The organism is Aeromonas sp. s1(2024), from assembly GCF_040908005.1.
GTDB lineage: Bacteria > Pseudomonadota > Gammaproteobacteria > Enterobacterales > Aeromonadaceae > Aeromonas > Aeromonas caviae.
In genome coordinates this window covers 16,205-38,965 of record NZ_JBFOCW010000082.1, presented here as the reverse complement: position 1 = coordinate 38,965, position 22,761 = coordinate 16,205, and the positions used below count along the sequence as shown (strand labels likewise).

22 protein-coding genes and 1 pseudogene are annotated in these 22,761 nt (G+C 61.2%); 8 read left to right on the top strand and 15 right to left on the bottom strand.

The window, feature by feature from the left end; genetic code table 11:
- Nucleotides 1–493: 493 nt before the first annotated feature.
- Nucleotides 494–1,033 (top strand): gamma carbonic anhydrase family protein, encoded by a 540-nt coding sequence (locus AB5Y70_RS19360; RefSeq protein ID WP_049636982.1) that lies wholly within the window; start codon nucleotides 494–496, stop codon nucleotides 1,031–1,033.
- 80 nt (nucleotides 1,034–1,113) lie between these two features.
- On the opposite strand, the gene polA is transcribed toward AB5Y70_RS19360, so the two are convergent.
- Nucleotides 1,114–3,867 (bottom strand): DNA polymerase I, encoded by a 2,754-nt coding sequence (gene polA, locus AB5Y70_RS19355; protein ID WP_049636980.1) that lies wholly within the window; start codon nucleotides 3,865–3,867, stop codon nucleotides 1,114–1,116.
- Between the two features lie 401 nt (nucleotides 3,868–4,268).
- Between polA and elbB the strand changes: the two genes are divergently transcribed.
- Nucleotides 4,269–4,919: an isoprenoid biosynthesis glyoxalase ElbB gene (gene elbB / locus AB5Y70_RS19350; protein WP_043155674.1), complete on the top strand. Its 651-nt coding sequence runs from the start codon at nucleotides 4,269–4,271 to the stop codon at nucleotides 4,917–4,919.
- A gap of 72 nt (nucleotides 4,920–4,991) precedes the next feature.
- On the opposite strand, the gene AB5Y70_RS19345 is transcribed toward elbB, so the two are convergent.
- The 4 genes from AB5Y70_RS19345 to AB5Y70_RS19330 all read right to left on the bottom strand — a co-directional run bounded on the left by AB5Y70_RS19345 (nucleotide 4,992) and on the right by AB5Y70_RS19330 (nucleotide 8,424).
- Entirely contained in the window at nucleotides 4,992–5,201 is a 210-nt protein-coding gene (locus tag AB5Y70_RS19345) for a cell division protein ZapB (RefSeq protein WP_010672454.1), read from the bottom strand.
- Between the two features lie 221 nt (nucleotides 5,202–5,422).
- Nucleotides 5,423–6,703: a hypothetical protein gene (locus AB5Y70_RS19340; protein WP_102948996.1), complete on the bottom strand. Its 1,281-nt coding sequence runs from the start codon at nucleotides 6,701–6,703 to the stop codon at nucleotides 5,423–5,425.
- A gap of 21 nt (nucleotides 6,704–6,724) precedes the next feature.
- Nucleotides 6,725–7,504, bottom strand: a complete 780-nt coding sequence (gene cysE, locus AB5Y70_RS19335) for a serine O-acetyltransferase (protein WP_010672452.1) — start codon at nucleotides 7,502–7,504, stop codon at nucleotides 6,725–6,727.
- A gap of 8 nt (nucleotides 7,505–7,512) precedes the next feature.
- Nucleotides 7,513–8,424 carry a cation diffusion facilitator family transporter gene (locus AB5Y70_RS19330; RefSeq protein ID WP_043155671.1) on the bottom strand — a complete coding sequence of 304 codons (912 nt, stop codon included), beginning with the start codon at nucleotides 8,422–8,424 and terminating at the stop codon, nucleotides 7,513–7,515.
- Between the two features lie 87 nt (nucleotides 8,425–8,511).
- On the opposite strand from AB5Y70_RS19330, the gene AB5Y70_RS19325 reads away from it, so the two are divergent.
- From AB5Y70_RS19325 to trmL, 3 genes are all read left to right on the top strand, one after another.
- Nucleotides 8,512–9,204, top strand: a complete 693-nt coding sequence (locus AB5Y70_RS19325; RefSeq protein WP_043155668.1) for a response regulator — start codon at nucleotides 8,512–8,514, stop codon at nucleotides 9,202–9,204.
- Nucleotides 9,201–10,556 (top strand): ATP-binding protein, encoded by a 1,356-nt coding sequence (locus AB5Y70_RS19320; protein WP_103244036.1) that lies wholly within the window; start codon nucleotides 9,201–9,203, stop codon nucleotides 10,554–10,556. The genes AB5Y70_RS19325 and AB5Y70_RS19320 overlap by 4 nt, the downstream gene beginning before the upstream one ends.
- A 70-nt stretch (nucleotides 10,557–10,626) precedes the next feature.
- On the top strand, nucleotides 10,627–11,091 hold the full coding sequence (gene trmL / locus AB5Y70_RS19315; RefSeq protein WP_039041146.1) for a tRNA (uridine(34)/cytosine(34)/5-carboxymethylaminomethyluridine(34)-2'-O)-methyltransferase TrmL: 465 nt from the start codon (nucleotides 10,627–10,629) through the stop codon (nucleotides 11,089–11,091).
- Between the two features lie 31 nt (nucleotides 11,092–11,122).
- Here trmL and dinF read toward each other — a convergent pair whose 3' ends face one another.
- The 4 genes from dinF to lexA form a co-directional block, all read right to left on the bottom strand.
- Entirely contained in the window at nucleotides 11,123–12,493 is a 1,371-nt protein-coding gene (dinF, locus tag AB5Y70_RS19310) for an MATE family efflux transporter DinF (protein WP_049636981.1), read from the bottom strand.
- Nucleotides 12,494–12,507: 14 nt separating this feature from the next.
- Entirely contained in the window at nucleotides 12,508–13,134 is a 627-nt protein-coding gene (locus tag AB5Y70_RS19305; RefSeq protein WP_043155663.1) for an SCO family protein, read from the bottom strand.
- Nucleotides 13,135–13,324: 190 nt separating this feature from the next.
- Nucleotides 13,325–13,615, bottom strand: a complete 291-nt coding sequence (locus AB5Y70_RS19300) for a hypothetical protein (RefSeq protein ID WP_010672445.1) — start codon at nucleotides 13,613–13,615, stop codon at nucleotides 13,325–13,327.
- Between the two features lie 350 nt (nucleotides 13,616–13,965).
- On the bottom strand, nucleotides 13,966–14,592 hold the full coding sequence (lexA, locus tag AB5Y70_RS19295; protein WP_010672444.1) for a transcriptional repressor LexA: 627 nt from the start codon (nucleotides 14,590–14,592) through the stop codon (nucleotides 13,966–13,968).
- A gap of 204 nt (nucleotides 14,593–14,796) precedes the next feature.
- Here lexA and plsB point away from each other — a divergent pair, with 204 nt between their 5' ends.
- A complete protein-coding gene (plsB, locus tag AB5Y70_RS19290) occupies nucleotides 14,797–17,220 on the top strand; it encodes a glycerol-3-phosphate 1-O-acyltransferase PlsB (protein ID WP_049636979.1) in 2,424 nt (807 codons plus the stop codon).
- A gap of 65 nt (nucleotides 17,221–17,285) precedes the next feature.
- Here plsB and ubiA read toward each other — a convergent pair whose 3' ends face one another.
- Nucleotides 17,286–18,149, bottom strand: a complete 864-nt coding sequence (ubiA, locus tag AB5Y70_RS19285; RefSeq protein WP_010672442.1) for a 4-hydroxybenzoate octaprenyltransferase — start codon at nucleotides 18,147–18,149, stop codon at nucleotides 17,286–17,288.
- Nucleotides 18,146–18,697, bottom strand: coding sequence for a chorismate lyase (locus AB5Y70_RS19280; RefSeq protein WP_029313450.1), 552 nt, complete (start codon nucleotides 18,695–18,697; stop codon nucleotides 18,146–18,148). Before AB5Y70_RS19280 ends, ubiA begins: the two co-directional genes overlap by 4 nt.
- Before the next feature lie 145 nt (nucleotides 18,698–18,842).
- On the opposite strand from AB5Y70_RS19280, the gene AB5Y70_RS19275 reads away from it, so the two are divergent.
- Nucleotides 18,843–19,274 (top strand): flagellar basal body-associated FliL family protein, encoded by a 432-nt coding sequence (locus AB5Y70_RS19275; protein ID WP_049636424.1) that lies wholly within the window; start codon nucleotides 18,843–18,845, stop codon nucleotides 19,272–19,274.
- Nucleotides 19,275–19,330: 56 nt separating this feature from the next.
- Nucleotides 19,331–19,501: a hypothetical protein gene (locus AB5Y70_RS19270; RefSeq protein ID WP_010672439.1), complete on the top strand. Its 171-nt coding sequence runs from the start codon at nucleotides 19,331–19,333 to the stop codon at nucleotides 19,499–19,501.
- Nucleotides 19,502–19,558: 57 nt separating this feature from the next.
- Here the strand turns inward: AB5Y70_RS19270 and AB5Y70_RS19265 are convergent, their stop codons facing one another.
- From AB5Y70_RS19265 to AB5Y70_RS19250, 4 genes and pseudogenes are all read right to left on the bottom strand, one after another.
- Nucleotides 19,559–19,897, bottom strand: coding sequence for a DUF2799 domain-containing protein (locus tag AB5Y70_RS19265; RefSeq protein ID WP_010672438.1), 339 nt, complete (start codon nucleotides 19,895–19,897; stop codon nucleotides 19,559–19,561).
- 168 nt (nucleotides 19,898–20,065) lie between these two features.
- The gene (locus AB5Y70_RS19260) at nucleotides 20,066–20,188 is read right to left on the bottom strand and encodes a hypothetical protein (protein WP_010672437.1); all 123 of its coding nucleotides are present in this window, start codon (nucleotides 20,186–20,188) and stop codon (nucleotides 20,066–20,068) included.
- 89 nt (nucleotides 20,189–20,277) lie between these two features.
- A pseudogene (locus AB5Y70_RS19255) lies at nucleotides 20,278–20,765 on the bottom strand (oxidoreductase); the annotation flags it as partial.
- Nucleotides 20,766–20,802: 37 nt separating this feature from the next.
- The gene (locus tag AB5Y70_RS19250; protein ID WP_223924700.1) at nucleotides 20,803–22,710 is read right to left on the bottom strand and encodes an LTA synthase family protein; all 1,908 of its coding nucleotides are present in this window, start codon (nucleotides 22,708–22,710) and stop codon (nucleotides 20,803–20,805) included.
- Nucleotides 22,711–22,761 lie beyond the last annotated feature (51 nt).

Genomic DNA, 22,761 nt, shown 5'->3' with positions numbered 1-22,761 from the left:
CCAGCGTTCAATCTGAGCCATGATCAAACTCTTCAATTTAAGTTTGGTTGCTTCGAAAAGCGGCTCAATGAATTGCTGAATTAACTGCTGCAACTTTCGTTGCTTTGGTCACTTCATCAGACATTGATATCAAAAATTGTTTTTGATGCTCGATGCTGTGAGTGCCCACACAGATTGCTTGATTCAAATTGTTAAAGAGCGACGCAGCTTTTGGCTGCTGCGGGAGTGGCATTCTACTCAACCGCCTTCTCGAGTCAAGCCTTATTTTCAAAGGCTTTTCGAGGCTACCGACCGGCTTGTTTGCGTTGCCGCTTGCCCTGTCGATGGAGGCGCATTATAGGGAGCGAATTCGTTCTGGCAACCCCTCCCATGCAATAAAATTGCAAAAATCGGCACTTTTTTAGTTATTCATATCCAAGCACAGCTTTTATACAAACTTATCCACAGAAACCGGTGTCGTCTTGCTAGAATGGCCGAAAACAAGGAGGCCAAGATGGACTTGCGACTAAGACCTTACAAGGGAAAATGCCCGCAACTGGGCAATCGGGTATATGTGGATCCCTGCGCCACCCTGGTGGGGGATATCCAGCTGGGCGACGATGCGAGCATCTGGCCCATGGTGGCCGCCAGAGGGGACGTCAACCATATCCACATCGGTGCGCGCAGCAACATTCAGGACGGTACAGTGCTGCACCTGACCCGCAAGAGTGCCAGCAACCCTGGCGGCTATCCGCTGCTTATCGGCGAAGATGTCACGGTCGGACACAAGGCGATGCTGCATGGCTGCACCATAGGCGACCGGGTACTGGTCGGCATGGGTGCTATCCTGCTGGATGGGGTGATCGTTGAAGACGATGTGATGATCGGGGCGGGCAGCCTGGTGCCACCAGGCAAGCGGCTCGAGGCCGGCTTTCTTTATATGGGCAATCCCGTCAAGCAGGCCCGCCCTCTCAAGCCGGCCGAGATCGCCTTCCTGAAGACCTCGGCCGACAATTATGTGCTGCTCAAGGATGAATACCTGCAAGAGGCCTGACCCTGCAGCCACAAACAGGAAGCCCGGCATGATGCCGGGCTTCTCTGCTTACTATAGCTAGCCAATCACTGTGGTCAGGATCAGTGGGCCTGATCCCAGTTGTCACCAGTACCCGCTTCCACGACCAGCGGCACATCCAGTTCGGCCGCACCCGACATCTTCTCTTTGATGAGGGCGATGTACTCTTCCAGCTTCTCTTCGCGGATCTCGAACACCAGTTCATCGTGCACCTGCATCAACATGCGGATCGACTGGTCTTCAATGCCCCGGATCCAGCCATCCACGTTGATCATGGCCCGCTTGATGATGTCGGCAGCCGTACCCTGCATGGGGGCGTTGATGGCGGCCCGTTCGGCCGCCTTGCGCAGGCCCGCGTTGCGAGACTTGATATCCGGCAGATAGAGGCGACGGCCAAACAGAGTCTCCACATAGCCCTGGGCGTCCGCCTGCTGGCGGGTACGCTCCATGTACTCCAGCACACCCGGGTAGCGCTCGAAGTAGAGATCCATGTACTTCTGCGCTTCGGCGCGACCGATCCCCAGCTGCTTGGCCAGACCGAAGGCACTCATGCCATAGATGAGACCAAAGTTGATCGCCTTGGCGCTGCGACGCATGTCGCTGGTCACCGCATCGAGCGCGACGCCGAATACCTCGGCGGCGGTCGCCTTGTGGATGTCCTTGCCCTCGGCAAAGGCGGTCAGCAGCCCCTTGTCACCGGAGAGGTGGGCCATGATGCGCAGCTCGATCTGGGAGTAATCCGCCGCCACCAGCTTGTAACCGGCGCACGGAATGAAGGCCTGCCGAATGCGGCGCCCCTGTTCGTTGCGCACCGGAATGTTCTGCAGGTTGGGGTCGGTGGACGACAGTCGACCGGTCGCCGCCACCGCCTGGTGATAGGAGGTGTGCACCCGCCCGGTCTGCGGCTTGATCATCAGCGGCAGCTTGTCGGTGTAGGTGGACTTGAGCTTGGCCAGCCCACGGTGCTCCATCAGCAGACGCGGCAGATCATAGGTCTCCGCCAGCTCGGCAAGCACCTCTTCCGCAGTGGATGGCGCTCCCTTGGGGGTCTTTTTGATGATCGGCAGCCCCAGCTTGGTGAAGAGGATTTCCCCAAGCTGCTTGGGCGAGGAGAGGTTGAACTCCTGCCCGGCCAGCTCGTGAGCCTGTTTCTCCAGCTCTGCCAGACGCACTTCGATCTCCTGGCTCTGCTGGTGCAGCAACTTGGGCTCGATGGTGGTACCGAGTCGCTCCATCCGTGCCAGCACCGGCAGCAGCGGCAGTTCGATCTCGCTGAACACCTTGGCAAGGCCCGGCTCGGCAGAGAGCTTGCCCCACAGCGTCTGATGCAGACGCAGGGTGATGTCGGCATCTTCCGCCGCATAAGGGGCCGCCTGCTCCAGCTCGATCTGATTGAAGGTGAGCTGCTTGACCCCCTTGCCGGCGATCTCTTCGAACGAGATGGTTTCGGCATTCAGATATCTGCGAGCCAGGGAATCCATGTCGTGGCGGCTGGCGGTGGAGTTGAGCACATAGGATTCGAGCATGGTGTCGTAGGCGATGCCCTGCAGCTCGATACCATGATTGAGCAGCACGTTGCGATCGTACTTGAGGTTCTGCCCCACCTTGAGACGGGTCGGATCTTCCAGCAGCGGTTTGAGCTTGCCCAGCACCACGGCCTCGGTCAGCTGTACCGGCGCCCCCAGATAGTCGTGGCCGAAGGGCACGTAGGCCGCCTTGCCCGGCTCGATGGCAAAGGAGACGCCCACGACGCGCGCTTCCATATAGTCGAGACTGGTGGTCTCGGTGTCGAAGGCAAACAGCGGCGCCGCCTGCAACCGTGCCAGCCACTCATCGAATTCGGCCTCATCCAGGATGCAGCGATAGTCGGTTTTGATGGTGACTGCCGGGGCGGCACCTTCATCATCACCCTCGGCGTCACTCTCCTCAGCGCCGCCGGACTCCAACTCTTTGATCAGGTTGCGCAGCTCATACTCGCGATAGACCGCCAGTAGAGCCTCTTTATCGATGGGGCCAAGCTGCAGCTCTTCCAGACTCTGCTCCAGCACCACGTCGGTCTTGATGGTGGCAAGCACATAGGAAAGGCGCACCTGCTCTTCCTGCTCGCGGAACTTGTCGGCAAACACCTTGGAGCCACGGAAGCCGAGCGCCGCCACCTTGTCGAGGTTGGCGGCGATCTCGTCGATGCTGCCGATCCCCTGCAGCAGGGCCAGTGCGGTCTTCTCGCCGACACCTGTCATGCCGGGAATGTTGTCCACCTTGTCCCCCATCAGCGCCAGGTAATCGATGATGAGCTCGGGCGGTACGCCGAACTTCTCGATCACCCCTTCCCGATCGGTCTTCACATCCTTCATGGTGTCGATCAGGGTGACATGGTCGGAGACCAGCTGCGCCATGTCCTTGTCGCCGGTGCTGATGAGCACAGGCAGCTGTTTCTCGGTCGCCTGACGGGCCAGGGTGCCGATCACGTCGTCAGCCTCCACCCCTTCGACCATCAGGAAGGGGAAACCCATTGCCTTGATCATCTGGTGAATAGGGGCGACCTGGCTGCGCAGATCGTCCGGCATGCTGGCGCGTGTTGCCTTGTATTCGGGATAGATGTCGTCACGGAAGGTCTTGCCCTTGGCGTCGAACACCACGGCCACGTGGCAGTCAGGGTACTGCTTGCGAAGGCTGCGCATCATGTTGGCCATGACACGGACGGCGCCGCTAGGCAAGCCGGTCGAGGTGCGCAGATCGGCCTGCTGCGAGGCAAAGAAGGCGCGGTAAAGATATGAAGAGCCGTCGACCAGAATAAGAGGGTTGCTAGAGGCCATGAAAATCGTCCTGCCAAGAATAAACAGCCGCTAGGATGCCACAGGGCCCGCACCACACCAAGGGGACTCCCACCATCACCCCGGCGCACCGGTGGGGCATATTGCTGTGGATAACTCTGTGCTCAAAAATGGCACCATTGCATCACGGCCGTGACAAAGCTGTGGATTAAAACAAAAAATATCTTTTAAAACATTGCGTTGAGATCATGAAAACTCAACATGACGCACGCATCATGATCTCGATCAATGTGGAAAAAAATTCAAGGGGGGTACTGAGGCAGGATCCAAAACGAAACAATCCTAGCACAGGGAGATGACTTGACCAGCGGAGGTCGAACGATAACCATACAAAAGTACAACAATCTACCCTGGCTCACATTTTCAACAACGAGGAGTCTGTCATGAAAAAAGTGGCCGTGATCTTGAGTGGTTGTGGCGTGTTTGACGGCGCCGAAATCCACGAGGCCGTCATCAGCCTGCTGGCGCTGGCCCGTCAGGGAGCATCCGTTCAATGCTTCGCCCCCAATGTCCCTCAGCTTCATGTCATCAATCACCTGACCGGCGAGGTCAGCGAGGGAGAGAGCCGCAACGTGCTGGTCGAGGCGGCCCGCATCTGCCGCGGCCAGATCAGAGATGCGGCTGAACTGGATGCAGCCGACTTCGACGCCCTGCTGGTGCCGGGCGGCTTCGGCGCCGCCAAGAACCTGTGTGACTTCGCCATCCAGGGCGCAGAGTGCCGCATCCAGCCGGATGTGCTGAAGGCCTGCCAGAGCTTTGCCAGAGCCGGCAAACCGGCCGCCTACATCTGCATCGCACCGGCCATGATCCCGCTCATCTATGGGGCAGGCACCCTGGCCACCATTGGCAACGACGAGGGCGCCGCCAACGCCATTGAAGCCATGGGTGGCAGTCATCTCGACTGCCCGGTGAGCGAATTCGTGGTGGATCAGGAGCGCAAGGTCATCTCCACCCCTGCCTACATGCTGGCCAACAATATTGTGGAGGCGGCGGACGGCATCGAGAAGACCGTCAAACAGCTACTGGCACTCTGATTGCCCGGCAGACCAAAACAAGCGGGCCGCTCAAGGAGCGGCCCGCTTTCATTCCGGTCAGTCTAGACGGGTTCAGATGGCATCGCCCATCTGGTCCATCTTGCCCAGCAGGGCACGCAGGCGCTCTTGCCAGGCAACGTGCTCGTTGCGCAGTTGGTGGTTTTCGTCTTGCAGCTTGCTGTTCTGCTCTTTCAGCTCGTCCAGCTCCATCTTCAGCAAGGAGATGTTGTCGACGGCGGATTGTACTTTGGATTCGAGTTGCTCAAGGACTTCTAGTGACATATGCATACCTGTATGTTCAATTGCGATGCCCCACAGAGGGCGATTCAAGCGCGTGGAGCCAGCATACCCTGATGCGCTCGGCACAAACAAGCCAGCACGTTGCAAAATGCGCCCTGCGGCCCGGTATTGCTTAAATATGCGTCGGTTTTTCTCGCAGGCAGCAGGAACCTCGATCCCGGGCGTCCGCCGTGGCATAACCCGCCCTCCTGCCGATGCCACCATCAGCCATGCAAGGCGATGAAGCCCCCCATCATCAGACAGGCCACGGCGTACATCAACAGGCCGTAGAGCAGGTTCCAGCGCAGCAGCAGCCCGGCGCTCAGGTTGTAGCGGGACGCCAGCGCCAGATTGGAGCCGGAGAGCGGGCTCGTCCCGGTCGCCAGCCCCCACCCCATGAGGAAGCACATGCCAAGCAGGCTGGGATCCGGTGCCAGCGGCCAGAGCAGCGGCGCCACCCCCGAGATGCTGATGAGAGGATGCACACCCACTATGGCCACCAGGAAGATCAGCAGCAGGGTCAGGCAGGCTTCCAGCCAGTCGAAGTGGTTGAACAGCGGCAGGCCGTGGCCACTGCCAAAGTCCAGTACTGACAGCGCGCTGTTGATGCCAGCCGCCAGCAGGCCGGCCCCCAGAAACAGCACCAGCTGGCCACCGATGGCCGGGAAGCGCTCCACCACCTGGCGCTTGAGAGCAGCCCCTCGCCCCGCTTGCGGCATGAACAGCAAGGCCAGCAAGGGCGCCACCAGGGCGATCACCGCCAGAATGCTGAGTCCGGGCCAGAAACGGTGGATCACCAGCACCAGCAGTGCCAGGGTCACCGGTAGCCCCAGGGTCTGGAGCCGCAGCGGATAACCTTCAAAGGTCTCCACGCCAAGCCGCTCTACCTGCCAGGCCGTCAGCCCCATGGCCAGCAAGGCCGCCAGTATGCCAAAAGGCAGTATGCTGCCCAGTTGCAGACCCGGTGCATAGGTGAGGGCCACCGCCATGGCGACGAAGAAGGGGGACCAAAACGCAGCCGCACAGAAGATCCGGCTCAGCACCATGACCTGACGCCGCTCCAGCGTCCCGTTGCGCTCCAGCCGATCGCCGATGATGAAGAGCACCGAAAGATTGATGACGGCCCCCAGCAGGTTAAGGCTGGCCATGGTGCTCCACAGCCCCTTGCGACCGGACCAGGAGGCGGTGCCAGTCAAGAGGCCGGAGGTAGCCAGATTGAGAGTGCTCACTGCGGCAAACATGGTCAGCATGTTGATGTTCGGCAAAAGCCAGTCACCTGGGCTGAGGCTGGCCCCTCGCCACCAGGAAAAGAGCAGCAGCAGGAGCGCCGCGCCGTAGAGGGCCAGCGCCTGGCGCCGTGCGGCACCCACCAGCCAGGGCCAGGTGAGCAGGGAGGCGGCCCAGGCCGCGATGGCGGCGGGCCAGGGGGAGAAGTCCAGATAAAGGTGCAGCAGGTTGAGCAGCCACATCCCCAGGATCAGAAAGCCTGACCAGCGCTTGACCATACAACGGCCTCGGTCAGGGGATCAGAGGCACTGATCCATGTCCAGGGAAGGTTTGTCGCACTCGGGGCGGCCCACAATCCTGGCGGGCACGCCAGCGACCGTGGTGTGAGGCGGCACCGGGTTGATCACCACGCTGCCGGCACCGATCTTGGCGCCGACGCCCACCTCGATGTTGCCGAGCACCTTGGCCCCCGCCCCTATCATCACCCCTTCCCGAATTTTGGGGTGACGATCACCACTCTCCTTGCCGGTCCCCCCCAGAGTCACACTCTGAAGGATGGAGACGTCGTTCTCGATGACGGCGGTTTCCCCGACCACGATACCGGTGGCATGGTCAAACATGATGCCCTTGCCGATGCGGGCGGCCGGGTGTACATCCACGCCGAACACCACGGAGATCTGGTTTTGCAGATAGAGCGCCAGGGCACGGCGCCCCTGACGCCACAGCCAGTTGGCCACCCGATACCCCTGAAGAGCATGGAATCCCTTGAGGTAGAGCAGCGGGGTGGAGAAGAGGTCGACCGCCGGGTCGCGATCCTGCACCGCGCAGATGTCGGCGGCCACTGCGGCCAGCAGCTCGGGCTCGCTGCGCAGGGCCAGCTCGATCACTTCCCGCAAGGCGATGGCAGGCATGGTGGTGCTGTCGAGCTTGTTGGCGAGCTGGAAGCTCAGCGCCGAGCGCAAATCCCGGTGATTGAGAATGGTGGAATGAAAGAAGCTGGCCAGCATGGGCTCCTGGGCCGCCATGCTCTGCGCTTCCTGCTGAATTTTTTGCCAGGTTCTGGCAACCAGATCATCCATGTTGCAGCCTACTGTTGTTCAGGGTGAGTGCTTTGTCGTTCTTTTGTCAGCACCGAGATGGGGTCCATGTGAATGATCACATCCATCCGCTCGAAGGCCTGGCGGACGGCCAGTTCAGCCTCGTCGGCTATCTGATGGGCCCTGACCAGAGGCAGTTGATCATCGAGTTCCAGATGCAACTGCACGAAACGGGTCGGCCCGGATTGGCGGGTACGCAGGTCATGTACGCCATGCACCCCCTCTACGGCGCAGCAGAGGGCCATTATTCTCGCTTGTTCCTCCTCTGGCAACTGACGATCGAGCAGGGCCTGCACCGATTCGTAGCCGATATGGACAGCCCCCCACACCAGGAATAGACCGATCAGAATGGCAAACAGGCCGTCGGCCCAGTACCACCCCTGCCCCGCCAGCACCAGTGCCACCAGCACGCCGCCATTGAGCAGCAGGTCGGAACGGTAGTGCAGCATGTCGGCCTTGATGGCCACACTGTTGGTCTTGCGGATGACAAAGCCCTGGAAGCTCACCAGCAGCAGGGTCAGCACGATGGAGCCGACGCTGACCCAGATCCCGGCCTCCAGGCGCACCACGGGCACCTGATTCAGCATCGACGAGATGCCGTGCATCACCAGCAGCAAGGCGGACCCCGAGATGAAGGCCGACTGCACCAGACCCGCCAGGGACTCCGCCTTGCCGTGGCCGAAGCGATGCTCTTCGTCGGCAGGGGCCAGCGCATAACGGATGGCCAGCAGATTGATGAGAGAGGCGCTGATGTCCATGAAGGAATCGGTCAGGGATGCCAGCAGGCTGGATGAATCCGTCATCAGCCAGGCGATCAGTTTGCCCAGGATGAGCAGGGTGGCGGTGGTCACAGCGGCCATGCTGGCCAGGGTGACCCAGCGGGAATAGTGTTGGTGGCTCAAAACCGGCTTTCCTCCGACGCGTAAAAACTTATTATACCCTGACCCGGACGTCAGTTTGGCGTGCAAAATCAACAGAGTGACTCCCAGATGAACAAAATACTCCTGGTCGACGACGATCTCGAACTGACCCAGCTGCTCACCGAAATCCTGACCCTGGAGGGGTTTGAGGTCACCGTCGCCGAGGATGGGGAAGAGGGATTGCTGCGACTGGCAGAACAGGCTTTCGACCTGGTGCTGCTGGACGTCATGATGCCCAGACTCAACGGTTTCGCGATGCTGACCCGGCTGCGCAAGACCCACGACACCCCGGTGTTGATGCTGACCGCCCGTGGCGACAGCCAGGATCGGGTCAACGGGCTGGAGGCCGGTGCCGACGACTATCTCGCCAAGCCGTTCGACGACAGGGAGCTGCTGGCCCGGGTGCGCGCCATCCTGCGTCGAACCCAGAGCCAGGCTCCCCAGCGCGGAGCCCCGGACGAGCTGAGATTCATGGATCTGGTGCTGCAGCCCGGCCTGCAACAGGCTCGCTGCGACGATCAGTTGCTGGAACTCACCGCCACCGAGTTCGGCCTGCTGGAGTGCCTGCTGCGCAATCCGGGCCAGATCGTCAGCAAGGGCCTGCTCTCCGAGCAGGTGCTGGGCAAGAAGCTCGAACCCTTCGATCGGGCCATCGACATGCACCTGAGCAACCTGCGCAAGAAGCTGCCGGAGCGGGCCGACGGCCAGCCCCGCTTCAAGACGGTGCGGGGACGAGGCTACCTGTGGCTGGAGCAGGCATGAAATCGGCCCGCACCTTCAACGGCCTGTCCACCCAGATCTTCCTCTGGTTCTGGTTCATCCTGCTGCTGGTCGTGGCCGCGGTGGTGATCCTCCCCACCCTGGACCCCCGCAATATCATCCCGCTGCCGGCCCACGAGGTCACCCGTCTCAACAACAACCTGGCGGCGCTGCAACGGGGCGCGGATCCCGAGCAGGATTTCGATCTGGCCAAGGCCATCGATGCCGCGGGCCTCTTGCCGGTGGACAACATCTATCTACGCGATGCCAAGGGGCAGATGCAGTCCAGCACCCGGCTGAGCAAGTTCGTGATCCGTTTCATGCTCGACTCGGACAACCCGGCCAAGCCCATGCTGGGCAGCGAACACCAGCGCGCCATCGCCGGCCCCTTCCAGATGGTCCATCACGGCCAGACCTATCACGTCTATTTCGGTCTGAACGTCGAAAACTCCTACCTGTTCCTCTTCATCCAGATCCTGGATCACCCCATCCAGATCCTGGGCATCGCCATGCTGGTCAGCACCCCGCTCTGTCTGTTGCTCGCCTGGCGCCTGACCCGCCCCATACTGCAGTTGCAGCAGTCGGTCTCCCAACTCGCCCAGGGCAACCTGGAAATACAGATCCCCAACCTGGGTCGGCGCGACGAGATAGGCCAGCTGGCCGAACATGTCAGTCGCATGGTCGATACCCTCAAGGACATGATCCAGAAGCAGAAGCAGCTGCTCTCCGACATCTCCCACGAGCTGCGCAGCCCCCTGACCCGCATCCAGCTCGCACAGGCGCTGATCCGCCGCAAGCAGGGGGACAGCGCCGAGCTGGCGCGCATCGAAGGGGAGATAGCCCGGCTCGACAAGCTGATAGGGGATCTGCTGGATCTGTCGCGGGTGCAGCAACATGTGGAGGCGCCGGTGACGCTGCCCCTGGCGGAGCTGCTGGAGCCCATCCTGGACGATGCCATGTTCGAGGCAAATCAGAACGGCAAACAGCTCAGGCTCCCTTCCCTGCCCGCCGAATCCCTCACCATGTGGCCGGAGCTGCTGGCGCGCGCCCTGGAAAATCCCCTGCGCAACGCCCTCAAGTATGCCCGCGAGTTCATCAAGGTGGACTGGTACCGGGAGGGACGGGAATGGGTGATGACCATACGGGATGACGGCCCTGGCGTGCCGGTGGAGCAGCAGCCCCGGTTGTTCCTGCCCTTCTTTCGGGTGGACGATGCCCGCAACGCCAAGACCGGGGGCACGGGTCTCGGCCTTGCCATCGCCGCCGAGGCGATCCAGCGTCATGGGGGGACCATCCGGGCCAGCAGCAATCAGCCGACCGGACTGGTCATCACCATCCGTCTGCCCATGCCCTGACCTCCCCCTTTTCATCGGCACGGGTGCTGGGTATGCTGGCGCCCGTTTCGCACCAGCCCAGGATCCTTCCATGCTCGATATCGTGCTCTACCAACCGGAAATCCCCCCCAACACCGGCAACATCATTCGCCTCTGCGCCAATACCGGCTACCGGTTGCACCTGATAGAGCCCCTGGGGTTCGAGTGGGATGACAAACGGGTCAAGCGGGCCGGGCTCGACTATCACGAGTTTGCCGACGTCAAGCGCTGGCCTGACTATGAGGCGTTTCTGGCGGCCGTCGCCCCCCAACGGGTCTTTGCCTGCACCACCAAGGGACGCACCGCCCACTCGGCGGCCCGGTTTGCCCCCGGTGACGCCCTGCTGTTCGGGCCCGAGAGCCGAGGCCTGCCCATGGAGATCATCGAGAGCCTGCCATTCGAGCAGCGGCTGCGCATTCCCATGCTGCCCCAGAGCCGCAGCATGAATCTGGCCAACGCCGTCGCGGTGTTCGTCTACGAGAGCTGGCGACAGTTCGACTATTCAGGCTCGCTCTGACCGCTGACGATATTGGCAAGGCGGCCAGGATTCAGACTGACTGCGCCGTCCCCTGCCCCGCCAGCAGCCGTCCACCCCGCTCCAGTCGCCAGCAGAGCCAGCCCAGCGTCAAGCCACGACCTGCCATCAGGGCACTCATGGCGGCCCACAGGGCCGCCACACCCCATCCCTGGCAGAGCCACCAGATGGGAAAGAAGCCGGCAAACACCGCCACCAGCATGCTGTTGCGCATCTCCCGGGCCCGGGTGGCGCCGATAAAGACCCCGTCCAGCAGGAAGCACCAGACCGCCAGCAGCGGCATGGCCACCAGCCAGGGGAGCTGACGTTGCGCCTCGGCGATCACCGCCGGTATGTCGGTAATGTGGCGGATGAGCCAGTGGCCCCCCAGGGCAAACGAGAGGGTGAATGCCAGGGCGATCAGCAGCGCCCAGCCCAGATTGAGGACGATGGCCTCTCGCAGCAGCGGCCGATCGCGCCGCCCGATGGCGCGCCCTACCATGGCTTCCACCGCATAGGCAAATCCATCCAGCCCGTAGGAAATCAGCATCAGGAAATTGAGCAGCACCGCATTGGCGGCCACCGCCACATCCCCCAGCCTGGCCCCCTGGAGAGTCATGAACACGAAGCAGAGTTGCAGGCACAGGGAGCGGATGAAAATATCCCGGTTCAGGGCGAGCAGCCGCAGCAGGGCCGGCCACTGGCGCCAGCGCTGCCAGGCGTTGTGCCACACCCCGGGATCAAGTCGGCGCAGATGCCGGCTCACCAGCCAGAACCCCACCCCGAGCGTGCTGTAATCCGCCAGCAGGGATGCTGCGGCCACCCCTTTCACCTGCCAGCCCAATCCCAGCACGAACCAGGCGTCCAGCACCATGTTGACGAGATTGCCCAGGATCAGCAGCAGCATGGGACTGCGTGCATCCTGCATGCCCAGCAACCACCCCATGATGACCAGATTGCACAAGGCCGCCGGGGCGCTCCAGATCCGCACCGATACATACTGACCGGCATAGGTCTGTACCTCGGAAGAGCCGCCACCGAGGGCGATGATGGCAGGCAGGAACGGCAGCAACAGGAGCAACAGCGCCATGCCCAGTCCGATCGCCAAGCCCAGGGCCCGCGCCAGGGTGTCGAGCTGCCCTTCGGCATGGGCTGCACCCTGAGCCTGGGCAGTCAGCCCTGTGGTGGACATGCGCAGGAAGCCAAGCAGCCAGAACAGCAGATTGATGAAGGTCGCACCGACCGACACGCCGCCGAGAAACCAGGCCTGGCCAAGATGACCGATCACCCAGGTGTCCACCAACCCCAGCAAGGGTGTGGTGACGTTGGAGAACACCATGGGCAGGGCCAGGGCGAAGACGGCTCTGTGGCGGCGAGGATCCTTCAGCCAGGCGGGAATCAGCATGGTGCGCGCCGGGATCACTCGCCAGCCAGCCGCACGATGCGCGCGAAGTCGGCCACCATGGCCTGCATGTCCACGTGGGGCACCTCACCCGGTGCCACTTTGGGTCGGAAGGTGGCCACCAGCTTCCCCTCGGGGTTGATCAGCACGATGGAGGCGGAGTGGTCGATCAGGTAGTCCTTGCGATCCCCTTCCACGATGGAATAGACCAGCCCCAGATTGCGGACCAGAGGAAAGAGGGCACTGTGAGGTGCGGTCGCCGCCTTGAACTCGGGCTCGAAGAAGGCGGTATAGCTCTTCAGGCGGGCGCTGTCATCCCGCTGGGGATCCGCCGAGATGAATACCACCTGGCTAGTGGGGGCTATCTTCTTCAACGCCGGATAGACGCTGCGCAGATCCGCCAGCGTGGTCGGACAGACATCCGGGCAGTAGGTGTAGCCGATGAACAGAAAGCTCCAGTGTCCCGTCAGGTTGGCAGGGGTAAAGGGCTGTGCATCCGCATCCGTGAGGGTAAACGGGTTGATGTCTCGCCCCGCCGGGTAGTAATCGGCCTGTTCCGGCACCGCGGGCTGACTCCAGTAATAAGTCGCAGCAATGGCGCCGATGAACAGCAACAGCAGCAGGTAAAAACGTGGTTTAACCATATAAAACAAAGCCTTGCTTATGTTAGAAGCCCAGGGGGCAAAACCGGTAGGGGTCATTGTAACCCGCCCACCCCCGCCGCTGGCTAGTCTTGCATCCCGGCGGGAAAGCGTCTGTGCCATGGATCAGCCGCATCGGCGCCAAAACAAGAGCCCCGCTCTGGCGGGGCTCTTGTCTGTACAGGAAGAGGGATCAGGGCCGCAGCCTGTGCTGCGGCTGGGCACGTCTCAGGGGGACGCGCAGCGGGATGACGGGGGCAGTCCAGGGCTCATCCGGCAATCCGATGTCGTGATGACGGCGAAACAGACGAACCAGGCGGACAATCTTGTCTTTGGGGCACCCAAGCCAGATGGTCCAACCATCTCCCTTGTGATAGACCCAGAGCGCATAGAACCATGTCATCCGACTGCCCTTGATGAATCGGGTGATGGAAGATGCGGGCGCTGCGGCCGGCACCGGATCCCACGGCGAGCTTGAAGCCATACCTGTCCTCCTTGCTCAACAGGTCACGCTGACGGGTCTCTTTGTCCCCAACGACGAACCAACCACGGCAGCGTACTGACTGTACGAGTCCCCAGTCTGAGGCGACTCTCCCTTCTGCGCACCGACTCGGCGATCATGCATCCCTGCCATGGCGTACTGCCCGGTGCGACTCCCCCTTCCCTGATCACCGACCATGACAGGGGCCTTATCAAAGGATATATCCGAAATGCATGTCGTGCGGCGAGACTGTGCGCACAGGAAGGAGAAGCGAAAAGGTGGGGAGGGAGATGCCATCGGCAGATGAAAATGAAGAGGCCTCCCGCAGGAGGCCTCTTCATCGCATCGGATACTTACATCCAGTCGGCGTTGCGGATCACGCCGACCGCCAGGCCCTCTATGGTGAGGTGCTGACTGGCGAGATCCACCTCAATGGGGGAGAGTTCTTCATTTTCCGGCAGCAGCCACACCTGGCTGCCCTTGCGCTGGAAGCGCTTGACGGTGACGTCCTCGTCCAGACGTGCTACCACGACCTGGCCGTTACGTACCTCCTGGGTCTTGTGTACCGCCAGCAGGTCCCCGTCCATGATGCCGATGTTCTTCATGCTCATGCCCTGCACCCGCAGCAGGAAATCTGCCCGCGGGTGGAACAGCGCGGGATCCACCTGGTAGTGGCTCTCGATGTGTTCCTGGGCCAGGATGGGTTCACCGGCCGCCACCTTGCCGATCAGCGGCAGGCCGTTTTCTTCAGGCTGTACGTCCTCTTCTTCGAGCAGCAGACGAATGCCACGGGACGTGCCCGGCATGATCTCGATGACCCCTTTTTTGGCCAGGGCCTTCAGATGTTCTTCGGCCGCGTTGGCCGACTTGAAGCCAAGCTTCTGGGCAATCTCGGCGCGAGTCGGCGGCATGCCGGTCTCGTTCATGTTCGCCTTGATGAGCTCGAGTACTTCAGCCTGGCGAGGGGTAAGGGGTTTCATAGCATGGGCACCTGTCTTTTTATACAGCACACTGGCAGTATATACAGTGCTGGGGCCAAGGCAAGGCGCAACTGGCATTTGTCGCGACCCGACGCACATTTGTCCCTCCCCCCGCCCTGAAGTGCCGACTCATCGTACCTCTCGGCGACAAGCAGTCGGTGATTTGCTATGCTCACGCCGCATTTTTTTGGAGAGCAGACGCACATGTCCCTTGGACAGAAGATTTCCAGAGCCATCCTGCAATGGCCGGTCAGCGGCTTGGTCAATCACAAGAGCCTGCCGGAAAACCCCATCACCGAGCTCAAGCTGGATCCGGCCAGACCCATCGTCTATGCCCTGAAGACCAGCTCGATCACCGACCTGATGACCCTGCAACAGTGCTGCGAGGATCTCGGCCTGCCCGGCCCCTTCACGCCGCTGGAGCTGAACGGTCAACTGCTGCCACGCTACGTCTGTCTGGATCGTCCGCCTCCCCTGTTCGGCACGCGCAACAAGCCACTCCCCTTCCTGCAGGAGTTCCACCAGCTGCTGGACCTGCACAAGCAGGATCCGGCGCTGGACATCCAGGTAGTACCCGTCACCCTGTTCTGGGGCCGCGCCCCGGGCCGGGAAGGCGAGGAGGCCTCCGGCTGGAACATCATCAGCAGCCTGGCGCCAAACCGCCTGAAGAAGGCGCTGATCGTGATCCTGAAAGGGCGCGAGAACCTGGTGCGCTTCTCCCCGCCCCTCTCCCTGCGCTACATGGCGGACAAGCACGGCACCGACGAGGCCATCGCCCACAAGCTGGCGCGGGTGGCCCGTACCCACTTCAGCCGCCAGCAGCTGGCAGCCACCGGGCCCAAGCTGCCGAACCGCAACCTGCTGTTCAAGCAACTGCTGGATTCGAGCGTGATCCAGCAGGCCATCGAGGAGGAGGCCAGACGGGAAGGGATCAGCCTGGAGAAGGCGCAAAAGCGTGCCCACGGCTACATGGACGAGATCGCCTCCAATTTCTCCTATCGGTTGATCCGCCTCGGGGAGAGTTTCCTCGGCTGGCTGTGGAACAAGCTCTATCGCGGCCTCTCGGTCAACGGAGCAGAGCAGGTGCGTCAGCTGGCCCAGGAAGGGCACGAGATCGTCTACGTCCCCTGCCATCGCAGCCACATGGATTACCTGCTGCTCTCCTACGTCATCTACCACCAGGGCATGGTGCCGCCCCACATCGCGGCGGGCATCAACCTCAACTTCTGGCCAGCAGGCCCCATCTTCCGCCACGGCGGAGCCTTCTTTATCCGCCGCACCTTCAAGGGCAATCCGCTCTACAGCACGGTATTCCGGGAGTACCTCAACCTGCTGTTTGCCAAGGGCTACTCGGTGGAGTTCTTCACCGAGGGCGGGCGTTCGCGTACCGGTCGCCTGCTGCCCCCCAAGACCGGCATGCTGGCCATGACCCTGCAGGCCATGATGCGCGGGCTGGACAGGCCGGTGACCCTGGTCCCCGTCTACCTCGGCTACGAGCACGTGATGGAGGTGAACACCTACCACAACGAACTCAAGGGGAGCCGCAAGGAGAAGGAGAGCTTCCTGCAGGTGCTCGGCATCCTGCGCAAGCTGCGCAACTATGGCCGTGGCTTCGTCAATTTCGGCGAACCGCTGACCCTCAACAGCTACCTCGGCGAACATGTACCCACCTGGAAGGAGAGCATCGGCCGGGAGGAACGTCCCGAGTGGATGTCCCCCACCGTCAACCAGCTGGCCGAGCTGCTGATGACCCGCATCAACGATGCCGCCGCCGTCAACGGCCTGACCCTGAGTGCCCTGGCCCTGCTGGCCGCCGAGCGCCACGCCCTGACCCGGGACGAACTCCAGGCCCAGCTCAACACCTATCTGGACCTGCTCAAGCAGGTGCCCTACAGCCCGCACAGCACCATGCCGGACGAGGACGCCAGGACCCTGCTGGAGCAGGCGATGGAGCTCAACAAGTTCGAGGTGAGCGAGGACAAGCTGGGCCAGATCATCAGCCTGGACCGCTATCAGGCGATCCTGCTCACCTACTACCGCAACAACATACTGCACCTGTTCGCCATGCCCTCCCTGGTGGCGGCCCTGATCGAGCGGTGCGAGGGGATCTCCCGCAGCGAGATCGTCGCCCGCTGTGTCGACATCTACCCCCTGCTCAAGACCGAACTCTTCCTGCGCTATGAAGAGGACGAGCTGCCTGAACTGATCGATGCCCTGCTGGCCGAGCTGTTACGCCAGCAACTGGTCGAGGCACGCGACGGCGGCTACTGGGTCAACCCCGGCAACCAGATGCGCCTGCTGCTCTTGGCCGAAAGCATCCAGGAGACGCTGCAACGCTACGCCATCGTGCTGACCCGCATGCTGGCCCAGCCCCACATCGAGGCGGAGCAGCTGGAAGCGGACGGTCTGATGATGGCGGAACGCCTCGGCACCCTGCACGGCATCAACGCCCCCGAGTTCTTCGACCAGAAGCTGTTCAGCACCCTGATCCACACCCTGCGCAGCGAAGGCTATCTGGATCCGGGCTGCAAACCGGATCTCGGCCGCTTCCAGGCATTGGCCGACAACATAGTGCCGCTGCTCAGCAACAAGATCCGCCGCACCATCCAGGCGGGCAACCGGCTCTGAGGCGTCGACACCCAACAAAAAGGCCGCATCATGCGGCCTTTTTTTCATCAAGGAAGGGGGGCGGGTTAGAGGTAGTGAACCATCACCCCGAGCAGCACCAGCGCCCCCACGTAGTTGTTGTTGAGGAAGGCCTGGAAGCAGGCTTCCCGCTGCCGCTCCCGGATCAGTCGCTGCTGGTAGACGAACAGCGCCGCCGCCCCCAGCAGTCCCCAGTAATAACCTGACCCCAACCCCATCAGCTGCCCGACCCCCAGCAGGATCAGCAGGGTCGCCAGTTGCAGCGCGCCGATGATCCGCTTGTCGTGACGGCCGAACAGGATGGCGCTCGATTTCAGGCCGAGCTTGAGGTCGTCATCCCTGTCCACCATGGCGTACTCGGTGTCATAGGCGATGGTCCACAGCAGGTTGGCAAGAAACAACAGCCAGGCTTCCGGCGGCAGGGCATTGGCCTGAGCCGCGTAGGCCATGGGAATGGACCAGGAGAAGGCCATGCCGAGCACCAGTTGAGGGATGGGGATGAAGCGCTTCATGAAGGGGTAGCAGACTGCCAGCAGCAGGCCGGCAAAGGACAGGCTGATGGTGAGCGGGTTCAACGTCAGCACCAGGGCGAACGAGAGAAGCGCCAGCACGGCGAACAGCACCAGCACTTCCCGCTCGGCGACCCGCCCCATGGGCAGCGGTCGCCCGGCGGTGCGTTTGACATGACCGTCGAAGTTGCGATCCGCATAGTCATTGATGACACAGCCGGCGGAGCGCATCAGGAAGACGCCCACCACGAACACGGTCAGGATCCAGGGGTCAGGCAGGCCACCAGCCGCCAGACAGAGCGCCCACAGGGTCGGCCACAGCAGCAGCAGGGTACCGATGGGCTTGTCGATGCGGGCCAACTGCGCATAGGCCAGTCCCCGCTCCTTGGTTAACAGCTTCACTCCAGCTCCTTATCCGATGGCAACGAATGAGACGATAGCGAGGGCAGGAAAAGTTCATGGACCAGCAGTGGCCATTGCCCCAGAAACAGGCGGGAACGACGCCCCCAGACGGTGGCGGCCGGACACCAGGGATTGCTCGCTATCTCGAAACAGGCCAGTTGCAGGTGATCCCGCCGCGCCGGTGCATCACCGAAAATGCGCTCTCCCAGCGGCTGCTCTCCCAGATCCTGCAAACCGCCCCCCTGCAAGGCCGCTTCGGCAAACAGGGTCCAACCCAGGATGGCAGGCCCGCCATCACCGTGCAGGATCACCTCGCGGCACATGCCCACGGGGGCCGACACCGCCACCAGCGCCTGCTCGTCCACCGTCAGCGACACGGCGCGATTGCCGAGCAGTTGCACCGAGAGGTGATGATTGTAACGACGCAGGCGCCGGGTCATGGAATCGGCCTCCAGCAACCAGGGACGCAGCGCCTCGGGCGGTTCGCACTCTGCAGGCGCCCGCCACGGGACGAGCTGGACGAGGGGAACAGTCAACTCGGACTTCACAGCTTCACCATCCGGAGATTTCCGTTGTCAGGTTAAAAACCGGTTTATTATCCGTAAATCAATGGCGAATTGTAAGAACATCCGTGCTTGACGGCCCCGATGGCAGCATCAAAAATGGGGCATCCGTCGCTGCCGAGCCATCCAGATGAAGATCTTCAGAATTCTGCTGCTGTCCCTGGGGTGTACCCTCTTGAATACACAGGCCTTCGCCAATGAGGAAGAGACCACCGATCCCGCCTCCTCCGCCGTCCAGCCGGGATTCGCCTATCACGCTCTGGATCCGGACATCATCACCAACTACCTTGGCGACGGCAAAACCCTCGGCTATGTACGGGTGACGGTAGAGCTGATGGCCACGGACGCTGCCGACCTCAAGTTGCTGGAGCAGCACGACCCCCTGATCCGCGACGCCATCATCCGGCTGATTGGCAGCAAGACGGGCGCACAGATCAAGTCCCTGGTGAACCGGGAAGAGCTGCGCAAGGAGTGTGAGGCCAAGGTCAACGAACTGCTGGTCAAGGAGACGGGCAAGAAGGCGGTCCGCGAGCTCATCTTCACCAAATACCTGTACCAGTAACCACACCGGGAGGGGTCCTGCCCCTCTCACCCGTTGCATTCACTGTCGAGGACGTCATGGGTCACAAGACGCTGTGTGAGTGGCGCCGTCACGAGATCCCCGCCGATCTCAAGACGCTGCGCAAGATTGTGCGCAAACCCAAATTCGTGTGTGGCAAGTGTGCCCGCAGCGCCAATGACAAGGATTACCTGTGCCAGCCGCTGCGGCTGAAACATAAGGAAGGGTAGGTCCCTCTTCTCACGAAGAGATTCACGCAAGATTTCAGAAGAGAGAGGAAGGCTGATTTATTGATCAGTCCAGCCATGGCGACCCTGTTCAAACAGGCGACGGGCCTGCACGTCGTTGGGACAGACGCCGCGATACTCCTCTCCCGACCGTCCTGCCAGATAGAGATGCTCGGGTCGGCAATACCAGGCCAGCCCCTTCTGGCGACCCAGCTCCCAAAGGGCAACGTCCACTTTTTCCCCGCACTGGGTCTGGTGAAATGCCACCCGATCGCCAGCAAAACCGAGCTTGCCGTCCGCCTCTCCCACGTCGCTCCACACCTTCTCGCAAGGGTCGTCGGAGTTGGAAACACAGCCCCCGAGCAGGGCGGCACAAAACATGATGACGAGTGAGCGCATATTCATCCTTGGCGTCGTTGGAATCGTTGTTGAGCCGCTGCCTGCCTCGTACAGCGTCATTTGAGCAGTTCATTCTAACCAGCCCGCCCCGTTCTCACCAAGGGCTGCCCCCCTCGCCACACAAAAAATCGGGCGGGCACCAGGCCCGCCCTCAGGTGTTACAGGGAATCACTGATCGTCGAGAGGGTCATAGTCCTGCCAGCTCTCGTCATCCAGCTCCTCCAGCTCGTCTTCCCAGGATTCCGGCTCCCAGTCATCATCGAGATCGAAATCAGGCGTCTGCGTACCCATGCTCATTCTCCTTGGATAGTGCACCGGCCTACAAAGTCTATCCAGAATAATGGGGCTCGCAATTGGCTCCATTTAAGGCCCCCCCCCCCCAGCGTGCGCCCCGCAATTTTCACCTGCGTGATGGCCTCGCAGCATCCACCACCTGCTCCAGTCCGATCTCAGTCACCGCCTGGGCTGGCGGGCAAATCCCGCGCCAGTCGCCGCTACGCCAGTTGACGACGCGCCAGCGGGCACATCACCGAATGCACCCTGCAGTTGCACGTTGCGCAGGATGAAAGGCATTACACTGGTGGGCAGATCGAAGCCGCCCGCTAGACCGCAGACCGCAGACCGCAGACCGCCATAGTTCATCTGGGCCAGCAGCTTGGCCAGCTCCAGCAATTCGCTGCGCGGCACTATGTGACTCGCTCCCAAGGCGGTCAGTATGGCCCCCCTGCTCTTTGTGGCGACCGGTCAGGGCAGCCACCTAATAACCAAGGGCCGCCAGCAGGGACACGGCTGTGAGACCAGCGGTGCCGTTGCACATGGCCTGGTGTTGATCCAGCCCGGCGGGCAAGGGCAACAGCCAGTCAGCCTTGAACATGTGTGCCTCTCTATGGGTGAAGGGGTAACATTCACTCGATCTCATCATCGGCGATCACGCCCGCGACTCTGGCATTAAGCTGCCAACGCAGCAATGCCGGATAAGCCTGCATCCGCTGCCGCTGCACCTCATCGATCGGCTGTACGGCCTCACCCAGATACCAACTCTCTCCTGGGACCCAAAGATACCTGACCGGATTGCCAGTCAGGGGGTAGGCACCATTAGCATCAATCCAGACCGTCTCGTTGTAACCAAACGCCCGCGTCGGATCGTCCTGTGGCGCCAACAAATTACGTCCACCAAGCGCCTGGTAGGGTACGTCCGAGAGGCTGAAGGCGTAGAGCGTCGGGAAGATGTCCTTGTGGGAGCCTGGGCGCGCCGACTCAAAACGCCAGGGTACCCGATCCAGAATGGCTTTCGGCACATAGAGATAGAAAGGCACCGCCCGATCGAGCATCTGCTCGGCGGGATAGTAAGCCTTAACCCTGCGCATCTGGTGATCGCCGCTGGCAGCGATCAGCGTGTGGGAGCCGAGCGCAGATTCTTTGATATCAGCCACGAAACGCCCGAAGGCATCCGCCGCATATTGGTAGGTGCGTAAGATATTCAGCTGATCAATCTGGCCATCTTCGGCGTGACGTCGCACCCCGTCGGTCACGGCCACCGGCTGCGGCACATAATGGGACGGCACCACATAAGGGGGGTGATTAGTCACGGTCAAAATACTGATGAAGAGCGGCTGTTTCGCCTCTTTGAGCAACTTCTCAGCCAGGTGATAGGCATATTCATCAGGCACACCCCAATCCGTCATTTCCTTGGCCGACTCCGGATACATCTCCAGCAGGGCATTCTGGTCATATAACGCATCAACCCCCTGCACCGGCAAATAATTGGCCAGATTGCGCCACATCATATTACCTGGCGAGATGAAGATAACGCGATAACCCGCCTGTTTATAAATAGAGAATGGCGTACCGGTCAGCGCCTTGGACTGTGCCGAAGAGTGGCTAAGGTTCTCCATGGGGCTATGGAAAAACAGCGCAGCCAGAGACGGAGCGGTGCCATTCCCCTCCGACACGAAACGCTTGAATACGAAATCCTGCCGGAACGGCTCGCGCAAACTGCCCAGCAGATCGTTTTTACCCGGCTCATCCAGTGCCAGCATATTGCTGCCAAAACTCTCCATCAGACTCATCACCACATGGGGTTTGTGGTCAGCAAGCCATGTATTGATCGGGGTCCGTCCTGCTAATGAATCAAGCCCAGCGGCCTTAAGCAGTCTTATTTTTTCGGCGGCATCGACTATCTCAAACTGAATATCAGCCTGATAATCCTTGATGGCCCAATCAATCGCCATCAAGCCATTGGGCGTCAATTTATTGAGCACCGTCAGGTCAGAAACCTGAGCATTGGCACGACGAAGAGGGAAAGTCCCCACGCTACCCCGTGCGGCAACGGCGATCAGGATGACCGAAAGAACCAACACCACCCAGAACAGGGCACTCGGCCAAGGCCGCAGCGTCATGGATCGGACACGATAACTGAACCAGACAGGAGGAAGTGCCAACAGGGTAGCGGCGATACCCCCTTTAATAACCGGATAGTCCTGCCACATATTGGCCAACACGGCGCAGGTATCATCGTCAACCAGACCAAAGGCGAACACATCGATATGGTTGTGATAGGTCTGGTAATAGAAATAATTGCCGATTGCAACGCTAGCCACAATAAATGCCACCCACCCAAACCACAGCGGCAAACTGCGCCACAGATATCCCCAGCCCTTGCTCCAACCGGCAAGTCCCAACCCGAACAACAGGAAAGGCGCGACCGCCATCCCCGCGATACGCAGATCATAGCGCAACCCGGTGACCCACATCCTCAGCAGATCGTCCCCCTTGTCGGCCACCAGATCGGGCTCGACGAAGGAGTTATACATTACGACTCGCGCCACCATAAGGATTAATGTCAACCAGATAAGTTGAGGCCA

Excerpts from the sequence above, each read along its gene's own strand:
- AB5Y70_RS19265 (WP_010672438.1), bottom strand. The coding sequence starts at position 19,897 with ATGCGCTCACTCGTCATCATGTTTTGTGCCGCCCTGCTCGGGGGCTGT.
- elbB (WP_043155674.1), top strand. The coding sequence starts at position 4,269 with ATGAAAAAAGTGGCCGTGATCTTGAGTGGTTGTGGCGTGTTTGACGGC.
- AB5Y70_RS19340 (WP_102948996.1), bottom strand. The coding sequence starts at position 6,703 with ATGGTCAAGCGCTGGTCAGGCTTTCTGATCCTGGGGATGTGGCTGCTC.
- AB5Y70_RS19275 (WP_049636424.1), top strand. The coding sequence starts at position 18,843 with ATGAAGATCTTCAGAATTCTGCTGCTGTCCCTGGGGTGTACCCTCTTG.
- plsB (WP_049636979.1), top strand. The coding sequence starts at position 14,797 with ATGTCCCTTGGACAGAAGATTTCCAGAGCCATCCTGCAATGGCCGGTC.
- AB5Y70_RS19345 (WP_010672454.1), bottom strand. The coding sequence starts at position 5,201 with ATGTCACTAGAAGTCCTTGAGCAACTCGAATCCAAAGTACAATCCGCC.
- AB5Y70_RS19360 (WP_049636982.1), top strand. The coding sequence starts at position 494 with ATGGACTTGCGACTAAGACCTTACAAGGGAAAATGCCCGCAACTGGGC.
- lexA (WP_010672444.1), bottom strand. The coding sequence starts at position 14,592 with ATGAAACCCCTTACCCCTCGCCAGGCTGAAGTACTCGAGCTCATCAAG.
- AB5Y70_RS19325 (WP_043155668.1), top strand. The coding sequence starts at position 8,512 with ATGAACAAAATACTCCTGGTCGACGACGATCTCGAACTGACCCAGCTG.
- cysE (WP_010672452.1), bottom strand. The coding sequence starts at position 7,504 with ATGGATGATCTGGTTGCCAGAACCTGGCAAAAAATTCAGCAGGAAGCG.
- AB5Y70_RS19250 (WP_223924700.1), bottom strand. The coding sequence starts at position 22,710 with ATGTATAACTCCTTCGTCGAGCCCGATCTGGTGGCCGACAAGGGGGAC.
- AB5Y70_RS19320 (WP_103244036.1), top strand. The coding sequence starts at position 9,201 with ATGAAATCGGCCCGCACCTTCAACGGCCTGTCCACCCAGATCTTCCTC.
- AB5Y70_RS19305 (WP_043155663.1), bottom strand. The coding sequence starts at position 13,134 with ATGGTTAAACCACGTTTTTACCTGCTGCTGTTGCTGTTCATCGGCGCC.
- trmL (WP_039041146.1), top strand. The coding sequence starts at position 10,627 with ATGCTCGATATCGTGCTCTACCAACCGGAAATCCCCCCCAACACCGGC.
- AB5Y70_RS19270 (WP_010672439.1), top strand. The coding sequence starts at position 19,331 with ATGGGTCACAAGACGCTGTGTGAGTGGCGCCGTCACGAGATCCCCGCC.
- polA (WP_049636980.1), bottom strand. The coding sequence starts at position 3,867 with ATGGCCTCTAGCAACCCTCTTATTCTGGTCGACGGCTCTTCATATCTT.
- dinF (WP_049636981.1), bottom strand. The coding sequence starts at position 12,493 with ATGCTGATTCCCGCCTGGCTGAAGGATCCTCGCCGCCACAGAGCCGTC.
- AB5Y70_RS19260 (WP_010672437.1), bottom strand. The coding sequence starts at position 20,188 with ATGGGTACGCAGACGCCTGATTTCGATCTCGATGATGACTGGGAGCCG.
- AB5Y70_RS19300 (WP_010672445.1), bottom strand. The coding sequence starts at position 13,615 with ATGGCTTCAAGCTCGCCGTGGGATCCGGTGCCGGCCGCAGCGCCCGCA.